The sequence below is a fragment of the Nocardia gipuzkoensis genome, assembly GCF_021183645.1.
Taxonomy (GTDB): Bacteria; Actinomycetota; Actinomycetes; order Mycobacteriales; family Mycobacteriaceae; genus Nocardia; species Nocardia abscessus.
Window position 1 is genome coordinate 4,123,697 of record NZ_CP089225.1, and the last position, 12,274, is coordinate 4,135,970.

Sequence of the window (12,274 nt, forward strand, 5' to 3'; positions counted from 1 at the left end):
GGTAGGCGCGGCGCGAACCACGGCCCCTCCAGGGCGGCCGGTATCGAATTCGTTGCTCGCGTCTGCTTCCGAAGGCTGAGAGTCAGGACAGGCAATGACATTCGACGAACTGCGGACCGCGCTGCCCGGCCGCGTGCTGGTGGCCGGTGACGAGGGCTTCGAGAGCGCGGCCAGGCCGTGGACGACAACGGTCGCCCAGCCGGTGGCCGCCGTGGCGTGGGCCGGGGACGCCGACGGCGTCGCGAGCGTGGTCCGGTACGCGGGCCGCGCGGGCGTGCCGGTGGTCACCCAGCCGACCGGCCACGGCGCGTCCGGCGGAGTGCCGGACGCGATCCTGCTGCGCACCGGACAGTTGGACGGCATCGAGATCGACGTCCAGCGGCGAGTGGCGCGGGTGGGCGCGGGCGTGCCGTGGGGCCGGGTGCAGGCCGCCGCCGCCCGGCACGGGTTGACCGGCCTCGCGGGCAGCAACCCGGTCGTCGGCGTCACCGGTTACACCCTCGGCGGCGGCATGAGCTGGTTCGGCCGCAAGCACGGCTGGGCCAGTGACGCCGTACGCGCGTTCGAGGTGGTGGACGCCGACGGCGCCCAGCGCCGTATCACGGCCGAGGACGACCCGGACCTGTTCTGGGCGCTGCGCGGCGGCGGTGGCGACTTCGCCGTGGTCACCGGGCTCGAATTCGCGCTGTTCCCGGCGCCGGAGCTGTTCGGCGGCCGCATGCTGTGGCCGGAAACACGCGTACGCGAGGTGTTCGACGTCTTCCAGGAGATCACCGCCGCGGCGCCGGAGGAGCTGACGGTGTGGTTGCAGCGTCTGCAGATCCCGGACGCGCCGCCGATGGTCGGGCTGGACGTGGTGTATCTGGGTGATCCGGATCGCGGCCGGTCGCTGCTGGCCGCGCTCGACGCCATCGGGAATCCGATCCTGGACAAGCGGGGCGTTTTCGGGCCCGCCGACATCGGCGCCGTCACCGGCGAACCCACCGGCCCGAGCCCGGCGCTCTCGCGCGCCGAGCAGCTGACCGAACTCGGCGACGCCGTGCTCAAAACCCTGATCGATGAACCGGTCGCCCCGCTGGCGAACATCCAGATCCGGCATCTGGGCGGCGCGCTGGCCGAAGCCCGGCCGGATGCGGGCGCGCGCGGCCCGGTCACCGAGCCGTACCTGCTCTACTGCCTGGGCCTGGGGCTGCCGCATCTCGCCGACGCGGTCCGGGCCCGGCGCACCGCCATCGTCGGCGCGGTGAGCGGGCAGATCAGCGGCCGCAAGCCGTACACCTTCCTCACCCCCGAGGAAAGCGCCGCCGCCGCGTTCGATTCCGCGACGCTGACCCGGCTGCGTGAGATCAAGCGCGCCCGGGACCCGCACGGCGTCATCCGGGCCAACTACCCGGTACTCGGGTAGCCGCCGACGACGGCAAGACGAATGGCCGCGGGGCCGGGACCGGTGATGGTCTCGGCCCCGCGGCCGTTCAGAAGGGCCAGTCGGCGTCGCGGCCCGCTTCCAGCAGCGGGATCATCCGGAACGCCGCGTCGGTCAGGCCGCCGAAGGTGTGCCGGTACGGGGTGCCGCCAGGGGCGTGCCCGTAGCGGTAGCCCGCCAGGTTCCAGGTGTAGAGCGGTACCCGGCCGGGTACCGCCCGGCCGACGTCGCCGTCGTTGGCCTGCTCGTCGGTCAGGATGACGACCCGGTCGTGCCCCGCGTAGTGCTCGCGGACCGCGCCCACCGTGTCGGTTCCCCAGCCGAGGAAGTAACCCTCCGCGCGCCACCGCCGCACCGCCCCGAGCACCGGCTCGGCGCGCCGCTGCGGGAACACCAGGCTGGCGGGCTGAGCACGGCCCTGCCGGGTGGCGCCCACGCTGGAGTACGACACCACGTCCGCGTGCGCGCAGCGCCGGGCGAGCGCGAGGCCGAACAGCGCCGCGGCGTCCCAGCGCGCCAGCGAGCCGTCCTTGGCGAACCCGGCCTGCATCGAGCCCGAGGTGTCCACCAGCACCAGCGTCCGCCCGGTCAGCGCGGGCACGGCGGCCAGCGAATGTCCGAGCGCCTGCTCGAGCGCGTGCCCCCAGCGCAGCGAGGGCGCGGCCCGGTACGCCGACAGGAACCGCATCGGCAGCTGCCGCGAACGGGCCACCCGGCCCGGATCGGCGAGTTCGGCGGCCACGTCCGCGGCCACGGCGTCGCTGACCCCGGCCTGGTCGAAGTTGCGCAGGTTACGCAGCTTGGCCATGTAGCCCATGGACGGGATCAGCGCCTCCCACACCGTCGCGTCCATCGGACCCTGCAGCCAGCCGGCCACCGCCTCCCAGGTCATGCCCGCCGCGTGCAGGGTGGCACGGGCCCGCTCGGCGTCGTCGAACAGCGCGCGGCGCTGCTGCACCGGACGAGCCATCAGCTCCGCGCGGGCACGAAGCACGGTCAGCGCGGCGTCCGGTCCGGTCGTGCGTCCGTACCGCCGGTCCAGCGCGTGGGCGAACAACGCGCCCTGCCACGGCCGGTCGGCCGCGGGCGTGGGGTGGGTCAGCTGCAGCACGTCGGCGAACCGGAAGGCCCGCGCGGCGCTGTCCCACTTGAGCAGGGCGCGCTCGTCGTACAACCGGCGCACGGCGTCGGCGACGCCGCGCTTGACCGGCTGAGGCAGGGCGCGCCCGTGCACCGCGGTCCAGTAGGCGAGCAGTTCTCCCGGCTCGTCGGCGCGCTGCAGCACCGAGTCGACCACCTGCCGCGACATCCCCGCCGCGCCCGCGTCGAGCCGTGCCTTGGCGAACTCGGCGGCGCCCACGATCGCGGCGCTGCGCAGATTCGCCTCGGTGCGCAGCCAGCGCAGGAAGCGGGCGGTCCACTCGGGAGTGGCGATCGTCGCCGCGCGTACCAGCGCGGCATAGCGCTCGTCGCGCTCACCGGCGGACTCGTAGAAGGTGTGCTCACCGACCAGGTTCGTGACGGCCAACAGGAACAGCTCGCTCTGTGGCGTGCGGGCATATCCCGCGCCGCCCTCGAAGGTGCGGCCGGTCGGACGGGTCTCGCTGGTGATCGGTGCGGTCGCGCCGGGGCGCGCGACGTTGAACTTGCTCATGGATTTCCCCCAGTTGCATCGGGGACAGTCGCCGCGCCGCGGCCCGAGATCGAAATCCGTTGCGGCGATGTGCCGGTCGACGCAGGCGCGGTGCGGTCTGCTCGCGGAAGTAGCCGTGTCGGTCGCACCGGGCCGGTGCGTTGCGATGCCCCCCGAGATCGATATTCGCCTGCGGCATCTCCCGAAGGGTCGTGGTCGAGAAGTAGCCGCCTGCTTCGCACCGGGAGGTGCGATGGAATTGTGCTGCACCCGGGTTTGCTCCGGGTGCACGAAAACTGTATCGGTGTGAATTGGATTGCCGCACCTTATTTTTCGCGCGGGGCGTCCGAGGAAAATCGGCGACGGCCTGCTCGCCATATCGAGCGGCCGAAATGGTTCGGCGGGAGTTGAACCCGAAGTAGCCGTTGCCTGCGCACCGGACGCGGCGAGCCGGCCGTGGCCCGCACCGGTTCACGCGCGCATGAATCGCTTTGTAGCGCATCCGAGATCGAAGTCGGCGACGGTACGTACCGCTCTGCCATTGAGCTACCGGACCGTGCGGTCCGGGCGGGACTCGAACCCGCAACCTGTCCATTAGAAGTGGAAGTAACCGTTGCCTGCGCACCGGGTGCCCAACGAGCGTAACGAGCGCGTCCGATACGCGCATCCGATTATTTCTCACGGACGCCGGAAGCACACTGCCGGCAACTATCTCGGCGCAAGGTGGTGTTCGCAATGCCGCGCCCTTGTCGGCGTCCTGTGTTACCAATTCAGCCAAACCGCTCGACCGAAGGAAGCTCATGGACAACGTGATCGGACAGATCGACCGCGCACTGGACGCGACCGGAGCGATCGTCGCCGCCGTGGGGGGAGCGGGTCTGGCCGCGCCGACGCCGTGCCGGGACTGGGACGTGCGCGCCGTCCTCAATCACACCGTGGGCGGCATGCACGTCTTCGCGGCCGCGCTGAGCGGCACCGATGCGGGCGCCGAGCACGAATCCGACTGGCTCGGCGGCGATCCGCAGGGCGCGTACGCCGCGGCGGCGGAGGTGGACCGCGCCGCCTGGCACCGGCCCGACGCGCTGGACGGCACGGTGGGCATAGCGCTCGGGGAGCTGCCCGGCCCGGCGGCGGCAGTGGTGCATCTCACCGAGGTTCTCGTGCACGGGGTCGATATCGCGGTGGCCATCGATCGGCCGGACCTGGCCGACGACGAGTTGTGTGGCGAACTGCTCGCCACCATGCAAGCCATGGGTGGTATCGAGAGTTTCCGGGCACCGGGCATTTTCGGACCCGAGGTCGTCGTCGCCGACGACGAACCGGCGCACCGGAGGCTGTTGGCATATGTCGGTCGAGAGGTACTTGCCCGGACCGCCTGATCGGCGGAACGCGCTCGCGACCGGGCCGCGGCAAGGATTGCGCACTCTGCCCGGTTGCCGGGCATTGTCCATCGGACGTCGCCGGACCGCATTAATGCGTAAAGGGAATCTTTTATATTCGATGATTCGCATTCTCGTGGGGAGCGGCCGATAGGGATCGGCCGCTCCCGCACAGCGCGTTGGGCGCCCGAGATCTGGGCGGCGACGGAATACCGGCTCGAGCGAATCGAGCCCGACGGGTCCGAAGACCCTGCCTTGGATAGCTCTGCCGATTGAGCTACCGGATCACCGCGATCCGGACGGGACTCGAACCCGCAACCCATCCATCGAATACGGAAGTAGCCGTTGCCTGCGCACCGGGCGCGGATAGGACTGTAACCGGCCGGAGGAAATGGGCGCGACTCATTTTCCAGACCCCGGCCCGTGCTGCCCGCACGGCGCCGGGAAGGGCCGTACGGTGGAGCCATGAACCGGCTCGGAAAGGCGACGTCTCCGTATCTGCGCCAGCATGCGGACAACCCGGTGCACTGGCGGGAGTGGGATGCCGAGGCACTGGCCGAAGCGCGCGAGCGGGACGTGCCCGTCCTGCTCTCGGTCGGGTACGCGTCCTGTCACTGGTGCCACGTCATGGCGCACGAGTCGTTCGAGGACGCGGACACCGCCGACCAGATGAACGCGAATTTCGTCTGCGTGAAGGTCGACCGGGAGGAGCGGCCCGACCTGGACGCGGTGTACATGAACGCCACCGTCGCGATGACCGGTCAGGGCGGCTGGCCGATGACCTGCTTCCTGACCGCGGACGGCGAGCCGTTCTACTGCGGCACCTACTACCCGAAGCTGCCACGCGGCGGCATGCCGTCGTTCACCCAGCTGCTCACCGCGATCACGGAGACCTGGCGCACCCGGCGCGACGAGGTGAACCAGGCGTCCGCGCAGGTGGCGGCGGCGTTGCGGGAGCAGACCGCTGGACTGCCCGACGCGGAGCTGACGATCACGCCGGAGCTGCTCTCCCATGCCGTCGCGGCCGTGCTGCGCGACGAGGACGCCGAGCGCGGCGGGTTCGGCGGCGCGCCCAAATTCCCGCCGTCGGCGCTGCTGGAAGGTCTGCTGCGGCACTGGGAGCGGACCGGTGACCGCGCGGTGTTCGACGCGGTGGCCCGCACCGCCGAGGCGATGGTCCGCGGCGGCATCTACGACCAGCTGCGCGGTGGATTCGCGCGGTATTCGGTGGACGCCGCGTGGGTGGTGCCGCATTTCGAGAAGATGCTCTACGACAACGCGCAACTGCTGCGCGCCTACGCGCACCTGGCCCGGCGCACCACATCGGTGCTGCCGGAATCGTTGTCGCATCGAGTCACGCGGGAGACCGTACGATTCCTGCTCGATGACCTGGGCACCGCCCACGGCGGGTTCGCCTCGGCGCTGGACGCCGACACCCACCTGGAGCCCGGTGCACCCGGCGTCGAAGGCGCGACATATGTGTGGACGCCCGCCGAGCTGGCCGGCGTTCTCGGTTCGATGGACGGGGCATGGGCGGCCGAATTCTTCGGCGTCACCACCGCGGGAAACTTCGAGCAGGGCACCTCGGTGCTGACCAGGTACACCGAGCCGACCACGGCGGAGGACGCCGCGCGCCTGGACCGTGTCCGCGCGGCGCTGATCGCCGCCCGCGACCGCCGCCCGCAGCCGGAGCGGGACGACAAAGTGGTGACCGCGTGGAACGGAATGGCGATCACCGCGCTCGCCGAGGCCGCGGCCGCGCTGGACGAGCCGGAGTGGACCGCTGCCGCCGTGCGGTGCGCGCGCTTCCTGCTGGCCGAGCACCTGGTGGACGGACGGTTGCGGCGCGCCTCGCTCGGCGGCGTCGCCGGCGCGGCGCCCGGCATCCTGGAGGACTACGCCTGGCTGGTCACCGGACTGCTCGCACTGCACCAGGCCACCGGCGAACTGGGCTGGCTCGAAGACGCGCAACGCCTGCTGGACACCGCGATCGGGCACTTCGCCGACCCCGATCAGCCGGGCAGCTGGTTCGACACCGCCGACGACGCCGAAACCCTCGTCACCCGCCCGCGCGACCCGATCGACGGCGCCACCCCGGCGGGCGCTTCGGCCCTGGCCGAGGCGCTGGTCACGGCCGCGGCCACCAGCGACCCGGAACGGGCCGCCCGCTACCGCGGACTGGCCGATCGCACTCTCGAGCGCGGCGCGATCGTCCTGGCGCGCGCACCCCGTTCGGCGGGCCAGTGGCTCACCGTCGCCGAGGCGGCGCTGCGCGGACCACTGCAGGTCGCCATCGCCACCACCGAATCGGCCGCGCATCCCACCGAGTTGCTGGTTACCGCCCGGCTGGCCGCCCCGGGCGGCTCGGTCGTGCTCGCCGCCGCCCCGAACACCGTCCCGCTCCTGGCTGACCGGCCCCTGGTACAGAACGCTGCCGCTGCCTACGTATGCCGCGGCTCCGTCTGCGACCTCCCGGTCTCCAGCCCGGACCAACTCCGCATGGCACTGCAACGGAACTAGCGCCACCTCGCCACTGTGCGCGACGACCCTTACGCGCCGGCGGCGCTGCCTAACGCCGCGGCGGGGCGTCGAGTTCGATGTCCGGCACCCCGGTGTTGTCGGATGCGGCTGCGGCCGTGTGGATGTCGATGACCGGGTTGGTGTCCGGAGGTAGGTCGCGGCCGTCGAGCTGATCGTTGTGCGTCGCAGTGCGTTCCGGGTGGGCGCCGGAGGTGTCGCAATCGGTCCAGCAGGCCGTGGGCTCCTTCATGCCGCGCAGCACGATGGAGTCGTAGAACGTCCACTTGGCGCTTTCGTGGTCCGTGGCGGCATCGATCACCGCTTGGCTCACCAGGATTCGCCGCGGTACCTCTTTGGCCGCCGTGGTGAGGCGGGCGGCTTCGTTGACGGCGTCGCCGATCACGGTGAACTCGAGCCGGGTATCGGAGCCGACGTCACCGGCGAAGACCGGCCCGCGCGCGACGCCGATCCCGATGTCGAGCTCCCCGGTGGCGATCACCTCGTCCCGGATACGGCGCGCCGCCCGTAGGGCTGGGGTCGCGTTGTCGCGCAGGGCGATCGGGGCTCCGAAGACGCACAGGGCCGCGTCGCCCTCGAACTTGTTGACCAGGCCGTTGTTCTCCTCGGTCGCCGCGACGACGATCGAGAGCAGCCGGTTCAGCTTGGCCACGAACTCCTGCGGCGGCAGTCCCGTGGACAGTTCCACCGAGCCGGTCACATCGACGAACAGCGCCGATACCTCGCGCACGTCACCGGTGAGGTCGGCCCCGCGGGCGAGCGCGCGCTCGGCCACCTCCGTCCCGACGTGCCTGCCGAAGACTTCCCGCATCCGCTCCCGCTCGCGCAGGTTCGCGGCCAGCTCGTTGACCGAGTGCTCCAACCTGCCGATCTCGCTGGTGCTGCCGATCGGCACCCGGGCGCCGAGATCGCCCTGGGCGATCCGGTCCAGTGCGCGGCGCAGCGTGCGCATCGGCGCGGCCACCGAGCGGGCGAGGAAAGCGGTGGCCAGCGCGCCGACGCCGATGCCGACGCCGGACAGGTAGATGGCGGTGCGGACCCGGTCGGGTGCCGCCGCGGCCGGGTCGGCCAGCACCACGATCAGCATGAGCAGCGGAAGCGCTGCCGCCACCGCCCAGGTCACCACGACCCGCACCAGCACCGAGGCACTCCAGTGCATCGTCCAGCCGAGCACCCCGGCCACCACCGGGATGGTCGGCCGGATCAACCGGTCGACGATCAGGAAGGTGACCGCCGCCGATTCGAAGGCGCCGATCGTGAACAGCGCCGCCGTGACGCCGGGGTCGTTGTCCGGGCTCAGATGCGCGAAGGTCGCGGTCGCCACGATCACGCCGGGAATCCACAGGGCCAGCGCGCGCAGGCTGATCGCGATGGGCAGCAGCAGCAGGCGGCGCGCCTCCGCCTCGGTCGGTTTGCGCGCGGCGTCGAGCCAGCCGAAGTAGACCTTCCGGTCGCGCACCGCGAGCACGATTCCGGCCAGGAACCCGACCGCCGGGTAGATGCCGACGAAGGCCAGCGCCTTCACCCAGTCCGGGCCCAGCCGGCCGAGAAATCCGTTCAACCACAGCTGGGTGACGATCACGGCGAGGCCGCTGAGGTTCGCCGTGGTGACCAGCGCGGCCAGACCACCCCGCGCTTTGAGCGCCCAGACGACGAGCTTCGCGATCATCGGACGCGCGACCCCGATGGACGACGCCCGCCGATGCGCCTCGGGTCCGGTGCGGCCGCGGGGCGCGGTGGGACGATGCCGCGCGAGGCGGCGACGAAGAACACGAACGAGCAGCATAGAACCAGGACGACCGGCACAGGCGGTTTCCCGGTCATCTCGCCGGACCGGCCCGGGAACCGATCGGCCACCTCGCCCCCTCTCGTTCTACCTCCCCCGTCGACTCTAGGCGTTCAGCGCAGGACCACCAGCCAGACCGCCGCGTAATGGGTCAGTGCCGCGAGCACCGTGGCCGCGTGGAAGAACTCGTGGTGGCCGAAGACGGTCGGCCACGGGTTCGGCCACTTGGTGGCGTAGAGGATCGCGCCGCCGCTGTAGAACAGGCCGCCGATCAGCAGCAGGATCAGCGGCGCGATGCCGATCTGGCCGTTCAGTTGCCCGGCCACCGGTACGATCGCCCAGCCGAGCAGCAAGTAGAGCGGAACGCCGACCCATCGGGGAGCGGTCGGCCACAGCAGCTTCAGCGCCACTCCGGCCAGCGCCCCCGCCCAGACCACCGCCAGTAGCGTCTGCCCCGTGCGCCCGGGCAGGCCGAGCAGGGCGAACGGCGTATAGCTGCCCGCGATGAAGAGGAAGATCATCGAGTGGTCGGCTCGTTTCATCCGGATGCGGGCGCGCGGGGTGGGCCAGGTCACCCGGTGGTAGACGGCACTGACGCCGAACAGCCCGCACACGGTGAGGCCGTAGATCAGCGTCGACCATCCCGCGGTCGCCGAGACCGTGGTGGCGGTGGCGACCAGCACCACCGCCGCGATCGCGGCGACGCCGACCGCCCAGGTGTGGATCCATCCCCGCAAACGGGGTTTGACCAGCGCCTCGGCGAGCGCTTCGTTCGCCGAACCGGGGACCGACGTGACCGGTGCCGCATCGGACACGAGTACCTCCTAGTGGGCGCGGGGGGACGACGATCGTCCGTCGCCGCGCCGGGCCGAGTGGGACGAGGCAGCCACCTAGCTGAACCCGTCGGTAACCTACGCAACCGTAACTTGCGACCTCCTGGCTACTGTACCGGCGTATCGCGGTCGATGCCGGGATCGTGTCGCCGAGGCGTAGGGTTGCCCGCGTGGAACTTCCGAGTCAGGTGCGGGGTCTGCCGTATCGCATCTACGAGGCCCGGCTGTCCAGGCAGCTGGCCGGCAAACAACATCCCCGCCATGTCGCGGTGATGTGTGACGGAAATCGCCGGTGGGCGCGGGAGAACGGTTTCACCGACGTCAGTCACGGCCACCGGGTCGGAGCGCTCAAGATCGCCGAGCTGGTGGGCTGGTGTGAGGCCGAGGGCATCGAGATGGTGACCGTCTACCTGCTGTCCACCGAGAACCTCCAGCGCGATCCGGACGAATTGGAGACGCTGTTCGAGGTGATCACCGACGTGGTGGAGGAGCTGTCGGCGCCGGAGCAGAACTGGAGCGTGCGCATCGTCGGCTCGCTGGACGGCTTCCCCGAGCTGATCGCCAAGCGGCTGCGCACCGCGGCCGAGCGCACCGAGGGGCGGGGCGGCGTGCACGTCAACGTCGCGGTCGGCTACGGCGGCAGACAGGAGATCACCGACGCGGTGCGCTCGCTGGTCCGCCAGGAGATCGCCGCGGGCGAGACCGGCGAGGATCTGGTCCAGTCGATCACCGTCAACGCCATCGGCCAGCACCTCTACACCTCCGGTCAGCCGGACCCCGACCTGGTCATTCGCACCTCCGGAGAGCAGCGGCTGTCCGGATTCCTGCTGTGGCAGAGCGCATACTCGGAGATATGGTTCACCGAGGCGTACTGGCCGGAGTTCCGTCGGGTGGATTTCCTGCGGGCGCTGCGCGACTTCGCCGCGCGCCATCGCCGTTTCGGCGTCTGATTCGATCTTGGCCGGGTGAATCCGGCGCCACCGCCGTCCTTCTCGCGTACCGTGCGGTCTCATGAGCTCGTTCGACCACCGGTCCGCCGACGCCGCCGGAGCCGTGCAGCACGGGCCGGGCGACTCGATCAGCTATGCGGAGTTCGGTAGACGCTTCCTGGAGTACGCCGCCTCCGAGGACCGCATCTCCGGCGCGTTCGATCAGTTGACCGGTACCGCATTCGATTTCGGCCCGATCGGGGTCGGCCCGGGACGGCTGGCCAAGGTGACCGCGGAGGTCCAACTCGGCTCGGCGCGGCTGCGCCGCCACGACGACGAGACGATCGTCTTCGAATTGATCATCCCGCTGGACCTCGACCTGCTGCTGGACCTGGCGGTCGACCGGCATCGGTTCCACGCCGAGGGCACCGTGCACCTGCACCTGACGGTGCGCACGGCCGCGCCGCTGCGGGTGGTGATCGATATCGCCGAGCCGCGCCCGGGCGACGTGCGCGTCGACGTGGCCGCCGCCACCAAGCGCGGGCAACTGCTGCGCATCCTCGCCAGCGTCGACCACGAGATCAGGCGTTTCGTCGCCCGGTATATCTCCGCCGAGATCCGTAAGCCGCACATCGCCGCGGTCCGCGATATCGATGTCGCCCGGCGCCTGGACCAGGCCTGGAAATTGTAAGCGGAATCACAATTTCCGCAGTCGCAGCCGATTGATGCTGTGGTCGGCGTCCTTGCGCAGCACCAGTGTGGCGCGCGGGCGGGTGGGCAGAATGTTCTCCACCAGATTCGGCCGGTTGGTGTTGTTCCAGATCTCCTGCGCGGCGGCGGTCGCCTGCTCGTCGTTGAATCCGGAGTAGTGGTGGAAATGCGCGTTCGGGTCGGCGAAGGCCGTCTTGCGCAGGGTGAGAAATCGTTGCACGTACCACTTCTCGATGTCCTCGATACGCGCGTCCACGTAGATCGAGAAGTCGAACAGGTCCGAGACCATCAGGCGCGGACCGGTCTGCAGCACGTTCAAGCCCTCCACGATCAGAATGTCGGGCTGGCGCACGCAGTGCAGCTTGCCCGACACGATGTCGTAGGAGATGTGCGAATACACCGGGGCGCACACTTCGGCGGCGCCGGATTTCACCTCGGTGACGAATCGCAGCAGCTTGCGGCGGTCGTAGCTCTCCGGGAATCCCTTGCGATGCATGATGCCGCGCCGGGTGAGTTCCGCGGTGGGATAGAGAAATCCGTCGGTGGTCACCAGGTCGACCCGCGGGTGGTGGTCCCAGCGCGCCAGCAGCGCCTGGAGCACGCGCGCGGTGGTTGACTTGCCCACCGCGACGCTGCCCGCGACGCCGATCACGAACGGTACCTGCTGGTCGGGATGGGTTTCGCCGAGGAAGGTCGCGGTCGCGGCGAACAGCCGCTGACGCGCGGCCACTTGCAGATGGATGAGACGAGCGAGCGGGAGATAGACCTCCGCGACTTCCTCGAGATCGATCTGTTCTCCGAGGCCGCGCAGGCCGATCAGTTCTTCCTCGGTGAGCACCAAAGGAGTCGACTTACGCAGGGTTCGCCACTGTTTCCGGTCGAATTCCACGTAGGGACTCGGCTCGCTCATTCGTGCCACTTACCCGACACTCCGTTTCGGCAAACACGCACAGTTACCGTGCGGATCCGGTGAGATTCGGTCTAGCTGTCGCCGCATAGCCGAATTCTGCTCCGCGTCGACATCGTGGGATGACCGGGGTAC

9 protein-coding genes are annotated in these 12,274 nt (G+C 70.3%); 5 read left to right on the forward strand and 4 right to left on the reverse strand.

What is annotated here, in order from left to right; all coding sequences use genetic code 11:
- Positions 1–94: 94 nt before the first annotated feature.
- Positions 95–1,405 (forward strand): FAD-binding oxidoreductase, encoded by a 1,311-nt coding sequence (locus tag LTT66_RS18560; RefSeq protein ID WP_233059923.1) that lies wholly within the window; start codon positions 95–97, stop codon positions 1,403–1,405.
- A 67-nt stretch (positions 1,406–1,472) separates the two neighbouring features.
- Here the strand turns inward: LTT66_RS18560 and LTT66_RS18565 are convergent, their stop codons facing one another.
- Positions 1,473–3,077, reverse strand: coding sequence for a TROVE domain-containing protein (locus LTT66_RS18565; protein WP_233059924.1), 1,605 nt, complete (start codon positions 3,075–3,077; stop codon positions 1,473–1,475).
- 779 nt (positions 3,078–3,856) lie between these two features.
- Between LTT66_RS18565 and LTT66_RS18570 the strand changes: the two genes are divergently transcribed.
- Positions 3,857–4,435: a TIGR03086 family metal-binding protein gene (locus LTT66_RS18570; protein WP_233059925.1), complete on the forward strand. Its 579-nt coding sequence runs from the start codon at positions 3,857–3,859 to the stop codon at positions 4,433–4,435.
- 465 nt (positions 4,436–4,900) lie between these two features.
- Complete coding sequence (locus tag LTT66_RS18575; protein ID WP_233059926.1) at positions 4,901–6,955, forward strand: thioredoxin domain-containing protein; 2,055 nt, start codon at positions 4,901–4,903, stop codon at positions 6,953–6,955.
- Positions 6,956–7,004: 49 nt separating this feature from the next.
- Here LTT66_RS18575 and LTT66_RS18580 read toward each other — a convergent pair whose 3' ends face one another.
- On the reverse strand, positions 7,005–8,642 hold the full coding sequence (locus LTT66_RS18580; RefSeq protein WP_233059927.1) for an adenylate/guanylate cyclase domain-containing protein: 1,638 nt from the start codon (positions 8,640–8,642) through the stop codon (positions 7,005–7,007).
- A gap of 230 nt (positions 8,643–8,872) precedes the next feature.
- Positions 8,873–9,574, reverse strand: coding sequence for a PAQR family membrane homeostasis protein TrhA (gene trhA / locus LTT66_RS18585; protein ID WP_408638643.1), 702 nt, complete (start codon positions 9,572–9,574; stop codon positions 8,873–8,875).
- Positions 9,575–9,762: 188 nt separating this feature from the next.
- Here trhA and LTT66_RS18590 point away from each other — a divergent pair, with 188 nt between their 5' ends.
- Together LTT66_RS18590 and LTT66_RS18595 are read left to right on the forward strand one after the other, a co-directional pair.
- Positions 9,763–10,542 carry an isoprenyl transferase gene (locus tag LTT66_RS18590; protein ID WP_043697657.1) on the forward strand — a complete coding sequence of 260 codons (780 nt, stop codon included), beginning with the start codon at positions 9,763–9,765 and terminating at the stop codon, positions 10,540–10,542.
- Between the two features lie 61 nt (positions 10,543–10,603).
- Entirely contained in the window at positions 10,604–11,212 is a 609-nt protein-coding gene (locus tag LTT66_RS18595; RefSeq protein WP_233059928.1) for a hypothetical protein, read from the forward strand.
- 6 nt (positions 11,213–11,218) lie between these two features.
- Here the strand turns inward: LTT66_RS18595 and coaA are convergent, their stop codons facing one another.
- Entirely contained in the window at positions 11,219–12,151 is a 933-nt protein-coding gene (coaA, locus tag LTT66_RS18600) for a type I pantothenate kinase (RefSeq protein WP_181723412.1), read from the reverse strand.
- Between the last annotated feature and the right edge of the window lie 123 nt (positions 12,152–12,274).